The organism is Allobosea sp. GW821-FHT12C12 (genome assembly GCF_058807355.1).
In genome coordinates this window covers 80,765-96,445 of sequence record NZ_JBXAQP010000013.1, presented here as the reverse complement: position 1 = coordinate 96,445, position 15,681 = coordinate 80,765, and the positions used below count along the sequence as shown (strand labels likewise).

Below are 15,681 nucleotides of genomic sequence, written 5' to 3'. Positions count from 1 at the left end.
TCGGCAGCCGCGACAGGCTTTCTGCAATCCGAGATGAGGGGATCGGCATGGATTGGTTCTGGAAATTCCCGAATCTTGATGCTGACAAGCTGAGGATTCTTCGCCTCGGCATCGACGACGCCTTTCGCGGCTTCACCCGTGCCTATGGCTCTGCGATCGAAGCCCTGTTCGAGCCGTTGCGCTATTTTCTCATCCAATCCGAATGGCTGCTCCTCAACACGCCCTGGCTGATCGTCATCGCCGTGATCGGCGTGCTGGGCTGGGTCGCCAGCCGTAGCTGGTCGATCGTAACCGGCGCGATCGTGACGCTTCTGCTGATCGGGTATTTCGGCATGTGGGAAGACACGATGCGGACGATCTCCATGATCTTCGTCTGCACGGTCATCGCGCTGATGCTCGGCATTCCCATCGGCATCGTGATGGCGCGCTCCGATCGCGTGCAGAGCGTCGTCAACCCGGTGCTGGACGTGATGCAGACTCTGCCGAGCTTCGTCTACCTGATTCCGGTCGTCATGCTGCTCGGGATCGGCAGGGTGCCGGGGCTGATCGCCGTCGTGATCTACGCGATACCGCCGATCATCCGCCTGACCAATCTCGGCATCCGGCTCGTCGACAAGGAGGTCCTCGAGGCGGCCGACGCGTTCGGCTCCTCGAGCTGGCAGAAGCTCAAGAACGTGCAGATGCCCTTGGCGATGCCGACCATCATGGCCGGGATCAACCAGACCATCATGATGGCCCTGGCCATGGTGGTCATCGCCTCGATGATCGGCGTGCAAGGCCTGGGTCAGCCGGTCCTGCGGGCGATCAACAACCAGTACTTCACCATGGGCATGTTCAACGGCCTGGCGATCGTCGGCATCGCGATCATCTTCGACCGGATCACCCAGGCGTTCGGCAAACGCATCCAGAAACATCAGGGCCATGCCCATGACTGATGCGGCGCAAAGCCCTCTCGGGCAGAACCATCTCGGGATCGAGGTCAAAGGCCTGTCGAAGATATTCGGCCCGCGCCCGGACCGGATCGTTCCCCTGCTTCGGGAGGGGGTCGGCAAGGCCGAGATTCTGGAACGGCACGGCCATGTCGTCGGCCTCAACAACATCAATATCGACATGCCGGCCGGCTCCATCCAGGTCATCATGGGATTGTCGGGCTCCGGCAAGTCGACCTTGATCCGGCACATCAACCGCCTGATCGATCCGAGCGTCGGCGAGGTGCTGATCGGCGGCGACGACGTCGTCAAAATGTCGGAGCGGGAGTTGCGCGAGTTCCGGCGGCACAAGACCGCGATGGTCTTCCAGAAATTCGCCCTCCTGCCGCATCGCAACGTGCTGGAAAACACGGTCTACGGGCTCGAACTGCGCGGCCTGCCGAGAGCCCGGCAGATCGACTCCGCGATGTACTGGCTCGAACGGGTGGGCCTGACGGGTTTCGAGACCCGGTATCCCAATCAGCTTTCGGGAGGGATGCAGCAGCGCGTCGGTCTCGCGCGGGCGCTGACGAACGACGCGCCGATCCTGCTGATGGACGAGGCCTTCTCCGCGCTCGACCCGCTCATCCGCGTCGACATGCAGACCATTCTCCTCGGGCTCCAGAAGGAGATCAGGAAGACGATCGTGTTCATCACGCATGATCTCGACGAAGCGCTGCGTCTGGGCGACCGCATCGCGATCCTGCGCGACGGCGAGGTGATCCAGAAGGGCGCCTGCCAGGATATCGTCCTGAATCCCGCGGACGAATACATCAGCAGCTTCGTGCGGCACATCAACCGCGGGCGCGTCATCCAGGTCCAGACGGTGATGGAGCCGGACTCCGCGGATGGCGGCCCCGACGGGGTCGAAATCCGCAAGGGCACGGTGCTGGAGCAGGCCGCGTCCGTGCTGCTCGAATCCGGCAAGGGGCATCTCGTCGTCGTCGACGATCGCGGCCAGAGGCTGGGATGTCTGTCTCTCAACCGCCTCGTCGCAGCGATGGTTTCGGCGTGAGAGCCATGCCCGGCGGCCGGCCCATCGCAGCACAGCCGCGTCGTCGGAGTGATCAGGGGATCAGCGGGTGAGAGAACGTCGCTAGAGCTAGCAGTCCGGCAGGTTGACCGCCAGGCCGCCCAGGCTCGTCTCCTTGAACATCGTGCTCATCTCCTCGCCAGTCTGGCGCATCGCCTCGATGCAGTTGTCGAGCGGCATGAAATGCGATCCGTCGCCGTGCAGGGCCAGCGAGGCCGCCGCCTTCATGGCGCCGATGCCGTTGCGTTCGATGCAGGGAACCCGCTGTCGCGGGCCATGCACGGCATCGCGGCCGCATTCTCGAACGGATAAGGCCACATGGCCGGATCGCCGGATCGCCGGATCGCCTTGGGAGCCGGTGGCCGCGAGAGCGTCGATCACATCGGGGATCAGCTCTCCCACGCGGCCGGAACTCCTGTTCGCCGAAGCAGCGCGTGGCGCCCGCCGAGGTCCCAAGCGGACGCCCAACGTGATCGCCGGCTTTCGGGATCGAAGGGTATCGCGTTCTTGTTGCAGGTCAGGCCGGCCCGCTCCCGAGCGCGCTCCGCGTCGCGCCCGGTCACGTCCTTGGGGCGGAGGTCGACTAGGCGGAGGCGCCGGCAACGATCAGTTTTGGTCGCGTTACGAGGACACGGGCGCGCAGGTCCTCGTAGTCGATCCGCTGGTCGGAGCGGCGGACCTCGTAGCTGACCACGTCGAACCATTTGCCGGACATGGTGACCGGCTAACCATGCGTGAGATGGCCGCCATGGGCGAGCGACATCCCCATGATCCTGTCGCCGGGCTGGAGCAAGGCGAAGAAGACGGCCTGGTTGGCCTGCGCTCCCGAATGCGGCTGCGCATTGGCGAAGGCGGCCCCGAACAATTGCTTGGCGCGGGCGATCGCGATCGTCTCGACCTCGTCGACGAACTCGCAGCCGCCATAATGGCGCCGGCCGGGATAACCCTCGGCATATTTGTTGGTCAGCACCGAGCCCTGAGCCCGGAGCACATCGGCGGAGGCGATGTTTTCCGAGGCGATCAGCTCGATCTGATCCTGCTGGCGAGCAAGCTCGCGGGCGATGGCGGCGGCGATGGAGGGGTCGGAGATCACATGCGGCGAACGGGTTTGCAGCACGATCCGCTCCTGTCGACCTGTCAGAGGCCGTGCTCGATTTCGCGCCCGACGGTTTGCAGCAAGTGCCAGACATGGTCGGCGAAGGAGCGCCAGACCTCGATGCGGAAGCTGTCGGGCGCCTCGCGCAGCAGGATGATCTGGGCCTTGTCGATGATGGTCCGGCAGCCGCTGCCGACCGACATCGCCTCGACATCGAAGGCGATCGCCGATTGCAGCGCAAAAGCCGCCCCCGCGCCCGAGATCAGGATCCCCGTCTCGCGGTGACCGATAGCGACCAGGCTGTGCGGGACCGTGGCGTAAAGCGTCGAAAAGCGCTGCTCGATGCTTTCTTCCTCTGGAATTGGGACGACGAGATACCATTCGTCGGGTCCCAAACAGACCGCGCCCCTGTCGGCGGACGAGGCCATGCCGCCGATCGTCTGCGGTAAGGCCAGCCCATAGACCTGCGAGGCGGCATCGAGATGGTGCGGGTCGATCCTGAGGCTGAAGCGGGCGGCATCGGCGACCAGGGTGAGGGTGAACGACAAACCGCCATGGATGTTCAGCGCGCGGCATGGCGGAGGATGAAACTCATACGCTCGAGCCGATGCTTCCTTCACCGCGGGCTTAGTCACTGTTGACTCGGTATCGACGTCAGGCGCGCGCCCAAACGGAGGATGATACTGATATATGCTCATGATCGGCGCCCTATGCGCTCAAGCGCGCATTGTCGGGATCGACGAAGACCGTCCCGGTTACTTCCGCACGCAGCGTGCGGTCCGGCATGGGGACATGCACGATCTGTCCGATGCGCGCCCTGCCGCCTTCGATCACCGCAAGCGCGATGGAGCGGCCGAGCACGGTGCTCCAATAGGCGGAGGTCACGTGGCCTACCATCGCCATGGGGCAGGGCTGGTCGGGGTCGAGCACGATCTGCGCCCCCTCTTCGAGCACGATCTTCGGGTCGACCGTCAGGAGCCCGACGAGCTCCTTTCGATCGGCCTTGAGCATGTCCGGCCGCGTCAGCGAGCGCTTGCCGACGAAATCCGGCTTCGCCTTGCCGATAGCCCAGCCGAGCCCGGCATCGTCGGGCGTCAGCGTGCCGTCCGTGTCCTGCCCGACGATGATGTAGCCCTTCTCGGCGCGCAGGACGTGCATGGTCTCGGTGCCGTAGGGCGTGATGCCGTAGACCTGCCCGTCGTGGATCAGCCTGTCCCAGACGGCGCGGCCATGGCGCGCCGGCACGTTGACCTCGTAGCCCCGCTCGCCGGTGAAGCTGACGCGGAACAGGCGCATGGGCACGCCGCAAATCCGGCCCTCCGCGACGGCCATGTGCGGAAATGTGTCGTCGGAGAGGTCGATGCCTTCGACCAGCGGCTCCAGCAGGCGGCGTGCATTGGGACCGTTGAGCGCGATGACCGCCCATTGCTCGGTCGTCGAGGTCAGCCACACCTTGAGGTCGGGCCACTCGGTCTGGAGATAATCCTCCATCATGGCCAGCACCCGCGCGGCGCCGCCGGTCGTGGTGGTGACGTGGAAACGGTCGCTCGACAGCCGGCCGATGACGCCGTCGTCGCGGATGAAGCCGTCCTCGCCCAGCAGCAGGCCGTAGCGGCAGCGGCCGGGCGCGAGCTTGCTCCAGGGGTTGGTGTACATGCGGTTCATGAATTCGGCCGCATCGGGCCCGACGATCTCGATCTTGCCGAGAGTCGAGGCGTCGAAGATGCCGAGCGACGTGCGCACGGCCGTGCATTCGCGCGCGACCGCCGCATGCATGTCCTCGCCCGCTTTAGGGAAATACCAGGCCCGACGCCAGAGCGAGACCGGCTCGAAGACCGCGCCGTTCGCCTCGGCCCAGCCGTCGATCACCGTCTTGCGGGTCACCTCGAACAGGCGGCCGCGGCTGTAGCCGACGAAGGCGCCGAACGTCGTCGGCGTATAGGGCGGCCTGAAGGTGGTGAGCCCGACCATGGGAGCAGGCTGGCCCACCGCATCGGCCGCGATGGCGAGACCGTTGATGTTGGAGGTCTTGCCCTGGTCGGTCGCCATGCCGTTGGTGGTGTAGCGCTTGATGTGCTCGATCGACCGGAAGCCTTCGCGGACTGCGAGGCGGATGTCCTTGGCCGTGACGTCGTTCTGGAAATCGACGAAAGCTTTCGCCGTCGCCGCGTTGCGATCGGTCGGCAGCTCGCGGTTGTTCGCACCTGTCAGCGCGACCTCGCCGTCGACCTCATAGGTCGAGACTGTTGCTTCGAAGCCGGCATCGGATGCGGCAGCCGCACCGGCCTCGGCCCCTTGCGCAAGCGCGGCGGCGAGGCCGAAGGCGCCGTTGCCGGCCCCCGCACAGCGGCCGGCCTCGGCCGGCTCGCCCGGCAGGAAGGCCTGCGCCTCCTCCTGCCAATCGAGCTTGCCTCGGGTGTGCGAGAAGAGATGGACGCTCGGGGTCCAGCCGCCGCTCATCAGCAGGGCGTCGCAGGCGATCATGCGCGCACCGCCGGTCTTGCCAGCGACGGGATTGATGCGGACGGAGCTGACCCTCAGCCTGCCTTTGGTCCCGGTCGGCGTCCAGCCGGTGAGAACCTCGATACCCAACGCCGCAGCCGCCGACGTCAGATGGCCGGCTACATCGGTGCGGATGTCGACGATCGCCGCGACCGCGACCCCGGCCCTGGCGAGGTCGAAAGCGGCCAGCCAGGCGCTGTCATGCGAGGTGACGATGACGGGGCGGTCGCCGACCTTCACGCCATAGCGGTTGAGATAGCTGCGGGCCGCGCCCGCGAGCATGACACCGGGGCGATCGTTGCCGTCGAAGACCAGGGGCTTTTCGATCGCGCCCTGGGCGAGCACCACCTGTTTCGCACGGATCTTCCAGAGCCGCTCGCGCGGCGCGCCTTCCGGCGGCGAGGAAAGGTGGTCGGTCAGCCGCTGACATAGCCCGACGAAGTTCTGGTGATAATAGCCGATCGCCGTCGTGCGTGGCAGCAGCGTCACATTCGCCAGCGCGGAGAGCTCGTCCACGTTGGCCTTCAACCAGGCCCATCCGGACCCGCCGTCGATGCCGGCATCGGTCTCGGAGAGCAGCGAGCCGCCGAGCTCCGCCTGCTCATCGACGAGGATGACTCTCGCTCCAGCGCGTCCGGCCTCCAGCGCGGCCGCCAGACCGGCCGGCCCGGCTCCGACGATCAGCACGTCGCAATGGCCGAAGCGGCTGGAATAGACATCTGGATCGGGCTCTGTCGGAGGCTTGCCGAGACCCGCCGCCCCGCGGATAAAGGGCTCGTAGACCCGGTTCCAGAAAGACTTCGGCCACATGAAGGTCTTGTAGTAGAAGCCGGCCGAGAACAGCGGGGAGAGCGCGTCGTTGATCGCGCCGACATCCCATCTCAGCGACGGCCAGCGGTTCTGGCTCGTCGTGGTCAGCCCCTCCGAGATCTCGAGCACGGTCGCGCGCGTGTTCGGCTCGACCCGGCCTGGTCCGCGATCAGTGCCGACCAGAGCGTTCGGCTCCTCCGAGCCGGCCGAGAGGATGCCGCGCGGGCGATGGTATTTGAACGAGCGGCCGACGAGATGCACGCCGTTGGCGAGCAGGGCCGAGGCGAGCGTGTCGCCCAGGAAGCCGCCATAGGCTACGCCGTCGAAGCTGAAGCGGACCGGCGTGTCGCGGTCGATGCGCCCCGTGGCGGAAACTCGGCAATCGCTCATGGCCGGGCGTCCTCGATTTCGGCTTGGCTCGGGCGCGGAAACCCGGCCTTGTAGGTTGTCACGAACTTGTCGCTGATGGTGTCGCGCACCGCGTTGAAGAAGCGACCGCAGCCATGCATGTGCCGCCAGCGCTCACAATGGAGACCGCGGGGGTTCGAGCGGATGAACAGAAAGTCGCGCCATTGCTCGTCGGACATCGTCGACGGATCGTCGGGACGGGCGATATGGGCCTCGCCGGCATAGACGAACTCGACTTCGGGACGCTCGGCCTCGCAATAGGGGCAGCGGATGAGAAGCATCGTCGGTGTCCCTCAATGCGCGACGGCGGCGGCGGCGGCTTCGTCGATCAGCCGGCCCGTCGTGAAGCGCTCGAGCGTGAAGGGCGCGTTGATCGCATGCGGCTCGTCGCGCGCGATGGTGTGGGCGAAGACATGGGCCGAGCCCGGCGTCGCCTTGAAGCCGCCGGTGCCCCAGCCGCAATTGACATAGAGGCCGGGGACGGGGGTCTTGCCGAGGATCGGCGAGCGGTCGGGCGTGACGTCGACGATGCCGCCCCATTTCCGCAGCATGCGCATGCGGGTGAAGATCGGGAAGATCTCGCAGATCGCCGCGATCGTGTGCTCGATCAGCGGCAGACCGCCGCGCTGGCTGTAGGAGACGTACTGGTCCGTGCCGGAGCCGATGACGAGCTCGCCCTTGTCGGATTGCGAGATGTAGGCGTGCACCGTATTGGACATGACCACGCAGGGGAAAACCGGCTTGACCGGCTCGGAAACCAGCGCCTGGAGCGGATAGCTTTCCAGCGGAAGGCGGACGCCGGCCGTATCCATCACGACCGAGGTGTTGCCGGCCGCCGAGACCGCGACCTTCTTCGCCCGGATGAAGCCTCTGGCCGTATCGACACCGATCACATGTCCGGCGGCGTCGCGGCGGATGGCGGTGACCGGACAGTTCTGGATGATGTCGACGCCGCGGGCGGCGGCCCCGCGCGCATAGCCCCAGGCCACGGCGTCGTGGCGGGCGACGCCGCCGCGCCGCTGCAGGGCGGCTCCCATGACCGGGTGGCGCGCATCGGGCGCGATGTTGAGCGGCGGGCAGAAATCCCTGGCCTGCTCTGGCGTTAGCCATTCATTGTCGATGCCGTTGAGGCGGTTGGCGTGGATGTGGCGCTTGAAGCTCTGGACGTCACGCAGGTTGTGAGCCAGCATCATCACGCCTCGCTGCGAGAACATGACGTTGTAGTTGAGCTCCTGCGAAAGACCTTCCCAGAGCTTCACCGCATGCTCGTAGAGCATCGCGCTTTCATCATAGAGGTAGTTCGAGCGGATGATCGTGGTGTTGCGGCCGGTGTTGCCGCCGCCGAGCCAGCCCTTCTCGATAACCGCGACCTTGCCGACGCCGTGTTCCTTGGCGAGATAATAGGCCGCGCCAAGACCATGGCCGCCGGCACCGACGATGACGACGTCATATTCGGCTTTCGGTTCGGCGTCGGGCCATTGCGGCCGCCAGTTCTTATGTCCCGTCAGCGCGTTGGTCAGCAGTGCCGAGAACGAAAAGCGGCTCATTGCACACCCCGGGCGACGATGGATCGTCGGGACTATTGCGGCTCGGTCGCGATCTGGACAGGATTTTTACGCCAAACCAGTCGCAACTATACGACATGGGTCGTCGGGGATGCCTGTGCGCGGACCTTTGCGCTGGTGCAGTAGCGCCGTTCAGTCATGCACCGGTGCTTTGCCGAGATTGCCCCGGCGCGCATCCCCCTCCAAGCCCGCTCTGCGGGTCTGGTGCGGTTTCTGGTTGAAGCGGCGCTGGAACATGCGGCTGAAATGCGAGGAATCGCAGAAGCCGCATTCGACGGCGATGGAGGCGACCGACTTCTCGGTGGTTTCGAGGAGATGGCGGGCAAACGACAACCGCACCCCGAGAAAAGCCGCTTGGGGAGAGCTTCCGAGCGCCGTGCGGAAATGCCGTTCAAGCTGGCGCTTGCTGTTGCCCATCCGCTCGGCGATCGCCGTCATCGAAAGCGGCGTGTCGATGTTCTGCTGCATGATGAGGAGCGCTCGCTTCACCATCGGATCCTGGGTGGTGAAATCGAGCGGAATGCCAGGCTGGGGCTTCTCCGCCCGCAATGCGTCGTCGATGATCATGATGTGCAGGCTCTTGCTGGCCTGCGCGCGCCCGACATGCTTCTCGACCAGATAGGCGGCGAGATGGGCAGAGCTCGCACCGCCAGAACAGGTGAGACGGTCGCGGTCGACGACGAAAATCTGGTCGGAGACCGGGCTCAAGCCGTCGAACTGTTCCAGAAAATCCGCATGGTGGAACCAGCTCACGCAGCACCGATAGCCATCCATGAGACCGGCGCGATGGAGGATGAACGCTCCCGTGCAGACGCCGACGAGCGGCACGCCCGCCCCCGCGGCGTCCTGCAGATAATGCGTGTAGGCGGCGCCGAGATTGGAAATCTCGTCGATGAGGCCTCCGACGACGACGATGTAGTCGAATTTCGTGGGGTCGCCCAACCGTTCCGTCGGTTGGACGGTAATGCCGCAGCTCGCCGGCAGCGCGTTCAGCGTGTCGGACAGGACGCTCCAATCGCATAGGATCGGCCGGCTCCGGTCGCCTTCATCGGCGGCGAGCCGCAGGACGTCGACGAAATTGGCAAAGGCGCACAATGTGAAGCGCTTGGCCAGGATGAAGCCGACCGACAGCCGAGAGTCGTTCGCTCTCGGCCTACGACCCCGCATGGTCGAGCGCCAGGAGACGACGTCGCTGTCTCGTAGCGTGGTGCTCATCGTCCCTGCCGATCGCCCTGCTGAGCCCGCATGTCGTAGCGATGATCCTGTTTTGACGCAAATATTCTGTCTGCTGCCGAAAAACGACGCAATATTCACGCCAACGAGCGGCAGCACATCGCCGATAACGGCTTGGTGGCCGCCATCCGCGAGCTCTCCGAACCTGAGCGCCAGACTCCGGGATGACGGCGCCGAAGGCAAAGAGACGAAGGACCGGTCCATGAGCGAAAATGCGTATATCCTGAAGCTCAGTTGCTCCGACAAGCCCGGCATCGTCGCCGCCGTGACGACGGCCCTGGCGTCGCGCGGAGCCAACATCGTCGAATCCAACCAGTTCTGGGACCGCCAGACCAACCAGTTCTTCCTCCGGATCGCGTTCAGCACCCCGGCCGGCATCGATCGCGAGGCTCTGGAGCTGTCGCTGAAGCCCCCGGTCGACCGTTTCGACATGAAGCTGAAGGTGGAGGATCTCTCTCGGCGGCCGAAGATCGTCATCATGGTTTCAAAATTCGACCATGCGATGCTGCACCTGCTATATCAGATCAAGGTCGGCTGGCTGAACGCGCAGGTGGCGGCCATCGTCTCGAACCATGACGACGCCCGGCGTGCGGCTGAGCACGAGGGCATTCCGTATCACCACTGGAAGGTGACCAAGGACAACAAGGCCGAGCAGGAGGAAAAGCTCGTCGAGTTGGTGAAGGATACCGCCGCCGAGCTCGTCGTCTTGGCGCGCTACATGCAAGTTCTGTCGAACGAGCTGTCGAACCGGCTGTTCGGCATGGTCATCAACATCCACCACTCATTCCTGCCGAGCTTCAAGGGGGCCAAACCCTATCACCAGGCGCATGAGCGCGGCGTGAAGCTGATCGGCGCCACCGCCCATTACGTCACGTCCGATCTCGACGAGGGTCCGATCATCGAGCAGGAGACCGTGCGGGTCAGCCACGCTTTGACGTCGGAGGATTTCGTCGCGACAGGGCGCGATATCGAGTCGCGTGTTCTCGCCCGGGCGGTGAAGCATCACCTCGAAGGACGTGTGATGCTCAACAACCATCGCACCGTCGTGTTCACGCCCTGAAGCATCGGTCCGAAAAGCGGAATGCGGTTTTCGGCAAAAGCCGATGCAAGAACAAAACTCTAGATCCTCGGGGATATCGTATCCGGCCCGAGGATCTAGACACTGTCGTTATTCTGTCGCGGTGCCGCGCGCCCCGTCGCGAATCTGTCAGGCTCGACCGGGCCGACCGACTACAGTCGCTGTCCTGGAGGAAAGAAGAATGTCCGCATTTCCCGAGCGTGCCCGGGTGGTGATCGTCGGTCTGGGTGGCATCGTCGGCGCCTCGATCACCCATCATCTGGTCGAGCGCGGCTGGGACGACATCGTCGGCATCGATAAATCCGGCATCCCGACCGATATCGGCTCGACGGCGCACGCCTCCGACTTCTGTTACACGACCAGCCATGACTTCCTGAGCTGCTGGACGACGCTGTACTCAATCGATTTCTACGAGAAGCTCGGGCACTACGCGCGGATCGGCGGCCTCGAGGTGGCGCGGGCCGGAGACGACGAGCGCATGGACGAGATCAGGCGCAAGGTCGCCTCCGCCAAGGCGTTCGGCACGCGTGCAAGGCTGATCGAGCCGGCAGAGATCAAGGAAAAATTTCCGCTGATCGATGAGAGTTTCCTGCAGGGAGGCCTCTGGGATCCCGATGCTGGTCTCGTCATTCCGCGCTCGCAGACCGTGGCGGGCAAGCTCGTCGACCAGGCCGTCACCGCCGGTAAGGTGCGCGCCTTCGCCAACACCTCCGCGACATCGCTGGTGATCGAGGACGGCCGCATCAAGGGCGTCGTGACGAACCGCGGCACGATCCATGCCGATCATGTCGTCGTCTGCGCCGGGCTGTGGGGCCGGCTGATTGCGGCCATGGCGGGCGAGGATCTGCCGGTGATGCCGGTCGACCATCCGCTGACGTTTTTCGGCCCCTATGACGCGTTCGCCGGCACCGGCGCCGAGATCGGCTGGCCGTTGCTGCGCGACCAGGGCAACTCGGCCTATATGCGCGACACCGGCGACCCCAGGACGGCCGAGGGCGGGCAGATCGAATGGGGCTATTATGAGGAGAACGAACCGCGCCTCGTTCATCCGCGGGATCTCTTGGAGAAGGAGCAGGCCAGGCTCTCGCCGTCGCAGCGCGATCTCGACATGGAGCAGATCCTCGCTCCGCTGGAACGGGCGATCGAGCTGACGCCGATCCTCGGCGAGCTCGGCTACAACGAGGGCCATTCCTTCAACGGCCTGCTCCAGACGACGACCGATGGCGGCCCGTCCATGGGCGAGAGCCAGAAGGTCAGGGGGCTGTGGTACGCCGTTGGCATCTGGGTCAAGGACGGCCCGGGCATGGGCAAGCTCATCGCCGACTGGATCACCGACGGGCGTACCGAGATCGACCACAGCCGCATCGACTTCGCCCGCTTCGCCCCGTTTCAGCTCGACGAGGCGTTCATCGCGGCGCGCTGCACCGAGACGGCGCGGAAGATCTACAACCCGCCGGTGCACCCGCGCGAGCCCTTCGCCGGCGGGCGCGGCATTCGCCGCTCGCCTTTCCACTCGCGCGAAAAAGAGCTCGGCGGCTATTTCATGGAGCTGGGCGGTTGGGAGCGGGCCCATGGTTACGCCGCCAACGAGCATCTGCTGGAGAAATACGGCGACCGCGTCCCGGTCCGCGAGAACGAATGGGACAGCCGCCATTTCTGGCGCGTCTCCAATGCCGAGCATCTCGCGCTGAGCGAGGATTGCGGTATCGTCAACCTGTCGCATTTCCACATCTGCGACATCGCGGGCCCCGATCACGTCGCGCTGATGGAATGGCTCTGCGCCGCGCGGATCGGCGGCGACGCCAACATCGGCAAGGGCATCTACACGCATTTCCTCGACGACGAGGGCATGGTTCGCGCCGACTTCACGCTGATCCGCCTGGCGGACCGCTGCCGCATGATCAACGGCGCCGATGCCGGCCCGCGCGACTTCCACTACATGCGCCGTGTTGCGGAGGGCAGAGGCCTCGACGTCACCATCACCGATGTCACCGAGGCCTATGTTACCATCGGCATGTGGGGCCCCAATGCGCGCGTCAACCTGCAGAAGGTCGTCGAGGATCCCGACGCTCTCCTGGCGGAGAATTTCGCCTTCGCCGCGATCAGGCCGATCCGGATCGCTGGACGGAGCGTGACGGCCTTCCGGATCTCCTATGTCGGCGAGCAGGGCTGGGAACTGCACATGGCCTATGAGGACGGCCTCGCCGTCTGGGATGCGCTCCGCGCGACCGGCGTTATCGCCGTCGGCATCGAGACCTATGCCAACAGCCGCCGGCTGGAGAAGAGCCTGCGGCTGCAGAACGCCGACCTGCTGACCGAATACAACCTGCTCGAAGCCGACCTGGCGCGTCCGAAGGTCAAGGAGGCCGATTTCCGCGGCAAGGCCAGGCATCTCGAACACCGTGCCCGCGACCATCAGCCGGCGATGCTGTGCACCCTCGTCATGACCGGGAATGTCGACGGCAAGGGCATCGCGCGCTATCCGGTCGGCACGCTGCCGGTGCTCGATCTCGACACCGGCGAGACGCTGGTCGACGAGCTCGGCCGCCGGTCCTTCACGACCTCGATCGTCTACGGGCCGACGATCGGCAAGAACATCGCGCTGGCTTATCTCCCCTGGTCCCATTGCCAGGTCGGGCGCGAGTTGGCGGTCGAGTATTTCGGCGAAACTTATACCGTGGAAGTGGCCGCCGTCGGCTACAAGCCGCTCTACGATCCGGAGAACCTCAAGCCGAGGAGTTGATCAGGACGATCCCGGCCAAGACCCTGCCCGGCCAAGATCCTGCCCGGCCAAGACCCTGCCCGGCCAAGACCCTGCCCGGCCAAGACCCTGCCCGGCCAAGACCTGCTGCTAAGGCAGCCCGCCACGATCGGTCTGCACGGCGTGGTTCTCCTGGCGTCGGCGCCGGACCTTGAAAGCGCTCCGGCGCGCGCTCATAAGAGGCCCGATGGGCAAGAGCGCCGGCAGCGATCGACGATCAGGATGAGCACCTTCCAGGCCGAGGCCTCGCAGCGCCGCACGAGCGAAGATGCCCCGGTCGGCAAGAAGGAGCGGCGGCAAAGCGCGATGGTCGTCCTGCTGGAGCGGGTAGGCTACGCCTCGGTCGAGCAATTGTCGGACCGCTTCCAGATCACCACGCAGACGGTGCGCCGCGACATCGCCGACCTGTCGGCGCTCGGCAAGGTCAGGCGCTATCACGGCGGCGCCACGCTCTCGGCCGCGGTCGATCCGACGACCTACCGACAGCGCCGCGTCGAGCGCGTCGAGGCGAAGCGGCGTATCGCGGCCCGGGTCGCCGAGCTGGTCCCCGACGGGGCTTCGATCTTCCTCGATGCCGGCACCACCTGCGAGGCCGTCGCCGAGGCGCTGACCGTCCGGTCCGACCTCAAGGTGGTGACCTACAGCCTGCGCGCCGCCACTTTGCTCAGCGACCGGACAAGCTTCACCATCGCGGTCCCCGCCGGCTTCGTCCGCAATGTCGACGGCAGTGTCTTCGGCGAAGGCATGACCGATTTCGTGCGTCGTTTCCGGTTCGACGTCGCCGTGATCGCCGTCAGCGGTATCGATGCGTACGGGCGGATGGCCGATGACGACCACAACGAGGTCGCGCTGGTGCGAACCGTCCTCGATCTGTCGCGATCCGTGATCCTGGCGGCCGACAGCAGCAAGTTCGAGCGAACCGCGCTGGTCGAGCTCTGTCATGTCAGCGCCGTCTCGGACGTCGTCACCGACGCGGAACCCGGTGCCGGCTTGAAGGCGATCCTCGACGCCGCCAATGTCAGATTGCATATATCTTGAGCAATTGACGCTAGTGCGACGTGGGTTGCGTCGCAAGATGCGCTTTACAGCCAATCGATTCCTGTTAGCCTCGAAATGTTGAAAAAAAAACATTCTGAGGCATTTTGCTCGAAATCCGACCATTTCGACGTGATCAGCCTTGGCCTGACATAATGCAACAGGAGTGGGGACATGCTGATGATGAGTGCCGGGCGCGCGCTGGTAACGGCCGCCATGCTGATGTTCGGAGGCGTCGCTTCCGCCCAGACAATCACCGTCTACACGGCCTATGAAGAGGACGAGGCGGCCGCCTTCCTCAGCGAGGCGAAAAAGGCGCTGCCCGACATCGACGTCCAGATGCTGCGCCTGTCCACCGGCGATCTCGCCGCGCGCATCCTGGCGGAGGCGGCGAGCCCCCGCCACGACGTGATCTGGGGCTTCGCCGTGACCTCCATGGTCGATCCGCGGATCGCGGCCACGCTCGAGCCCTACAAGCCGGCCGGCATCGACGCGGTGCCGGAGCGCTACCGGGACAAGGACGGCAAATGGTTCGCCGTGACCGGCTACATGGCGGCGTTCTGCGTCAACAACGAGCGGCTCGCCAAGAAGGGCCTGACCATGCCGCGCTCCTGGGCCGATCTGACGGCGCCGGGATTCAAGGGCGAGGTCGTGATGCCGAACCCGGCGAGCTCCGGCACCGGCTACATCCAGATCGACTCGCTGCTGCAGATGATGGGCGAGACGGAAGGCTGGGCCTTCCTCGACAAGCTCGACAAGAACGTCGCGCAATACATAAAGTCGGGCTCGCGTCCCTGCAACGTCGCCTCCTCGGGCGAGTTCTCCGTCGGCGTCTCCTTCGAGCTGCGCGCCATCAAGAACGTCGAGGAAGGCTACCCGATCACCATGGTCATCCCCTCCGAGGGCGCCGGCAACGAGCTCGAGGCGAATGCGCTGGCCGCGTCCTCCAAGCAGAAGGCGGCCGCCAGGCGCTTTCTCGACTGGACGGTCAGCAAGCAGGCCGCCGACGCCTACTACAAGTGGAAGGCGATCGTGACTGTGCCCGGCGGCCAGGTGCCCGAGAAGTTCATCAAGGCGGGCCTGCCTGCCGACGTCTCGAAGGTCCTGTTCCCGGTCGATTTCGCCGCCGCCGCCAGCGAGCGGACGCGCATCATCAAGACCTGGCAGCAGAAATACGAGCGCTGAGGCACGA

11 protein-coding genes and 2 pseudogenes are annotated in these 15,681 nt (G+C 65.2%); 6 read left to right on the top strand and 7 right to left on the bottom strand.

Features of this window, described 5'->3' with window-relative positions; genetic code table 11:
* Window positions 1–47 precede the first annotated feature (47 nt).
* Both AC1RRW_RS17805 and AC1RRW_RS17800 read left to right on the top strand, forming a co-directional pair.
* The gene (locus AC1RRW_RS17805; RefSeq protein WP_492902390.1) at window positions 48–935 is read left to right on the top strand and encodes an ABC transporter permease; all 888 of its coding nucleotides are present in this window, start codon (window positions 48–50) and stop codon (window positions 933–935) included.
* Window positions 922–1,983: a quaternary amine ABC transporter ATP-binding protein gene (locus AC1RRW_RS17800; RefSeq protein WP_492902388.1), complete on the top strand. Its 1,062-nt coding sequence runs from the start codon at window positions 922–924 to the stop codon at window positions 1,981–1,983. Before AC1RRW_RS17805 ends, AC1RRW_RS17800 begins: the two co-directional genes overlap by 14 nt.
* Window positions 1,984–2,070: 87 nt before the next feature.
* Here AC1RRW_RS17800 and AC1RRW_RS17795 read toward each other — a convergent pair.
* The 7 genes and pseudogenes from AC1RRW_RS17795 to AC1RRW_RS17765 all read right to left on the bottom strand — a co-directional run.
* Window positions 2,071–2,262, bottom strand: a pseudogene (locus tag AC1RRW_RS17795) (L-serine ammonia-lyase, iron-sulfur-dependent, subunit alpha); the annotation flags it as partial.
* A gap of 72 nt (window positions 2,263–2,334) precedes the next feature.
* Window positions 2,335–3,118, bottom strand: a pseudogene (locus AC1RRW_RS17790) (PLP-dependent aminotransferase family protein); the annotation flags it as partial.
* A gap of 20 nt (window positions 3,119–3,138) precedes the next feature.
* Complete coding sequence (locus AC1RRW_RS17785; RefSeq protein WP_492902386.1) at window positions 3,139–3,645, bottom strand: sarcosine oxidase subunit gamma; 507 nt, start codon at window positions 3,643–3,645, stop codon at window positions 3,139–3,141.
* A gap of 160 nt (window positions 3,646–3,805) precedes the next feature.
* A complete protein-coding gene (locus AC1RRW_RS17780) occupies window positions 3,806–6,799 on the bottom strand; it encodes a sarcosine oxidase subunit alpha (protein WP_492902385.1) in 2,994 nt (997 codons plus the stop codon).
* Complete coding sequence (locus tag AC1RRW_RS17775) at window positions 6,796–7,098, bottom strand: sarcosine oxidase subunit delta (protein ID WP_492902383.1); 303 nt, start codon at window positions 7,096–7,098, stop codon at window positions 6,796–6,798. Before AC1RRW_RS17775 ends, AC1RRW_RS17780 begins: the two co-directional genes overlap by 4 nt.
* Before the next feature lie 12 nt (window positions 7,099–7,110).
* Window positions 7,111–8,364, bottom strand: a complete 1,254-nt coding sequence (locus AC1RRW_RS17770) for a sarcosine oxidase subunit beta family protein (protein ID WP_492902381.1) — start codon at window positions 8,362–8,364, stop codon at window positions 7,111–7,113.
* Between the two features lie 150 nt (window positions 8,365–8,514).
* Window positions 8,515–9,597 carry a GlxA family transcriptional regulator gene (locus AC1RRW_RS17765; protein ID WP_492902379.1) on the bottom strand — a complete coding sequence of 361 codons (1,083 nt, stop codon included), beginning with the start codon at window positions 9,595–9,597 and terminating at the stop codon, window positions 8,515–8,517.
* A 220-nt stretch (window positions 9,598–9,817) separates the two neighbouring features.
* Here AC1RRW_RS17765 and purU point away from each other — a divergent pair, with 220 nt between their 5' ends.
* The 4 genes from purU to AC1RRW_RS17745 all read left to right on the top strand — a co-directional run bounded on the left by purU (window position 9,818) and on the right by AC1RRW_RS17745 (window position 15,674).
* Window positions 9,818–10,675: a formyltetrahydrofolate deformylase gene (purU, locus tag AC1RRW_RS17760; RefSeq protein ID WP_492902444.1), complete on the top strand. Its 858-nt coding sequence runs from the start codon at window positions 9,818–9,820 to the stop codon at window positions 10,673–10,675.
* A gap of 199 nt (window positions 10,676–10,874) precedes the next feature.
* Window positions 10,875–13,436, top strand: coding sequence for a GcvT family protein (locus tag AC1RRW_RS17755; RefSeq protein WP_492902377.1), 2,562 nt, complete (start codon window positions 10,875–10,877; stop codon window positions 13,434–13,436).
* A gap of 240 nt (window positions 13,437–13,676) precedes the next feature.
* Window positions 13,677–14,492, top strand: a complete 816-nt coding sequence (locus tag AC1RRW_RS17750) for a DeoR/GlpR family DNA-binding transcription regulator (protein WP_492902375.1) — start codon at window positions 13,677–13,679, stop codon at window positions 14,490–14,492.
* A gap of 171 nt (window positions 14,493–14,663) precedes the next feature.
* Window positions 14,664–15,674 (top strand): ABC transporter substrate-binding protein, encoded by a 1,011-nt coding sequence (locus AC1RRW_RS17745; RefSeq protein ID WP_492902373.1) that lies wholly within the window; start codon window positions 14,664–14,666, stop codon window positions 15,672–15,674.
* Window positions 15,675–15,681 lie beyond the last annotated feature (7 nt).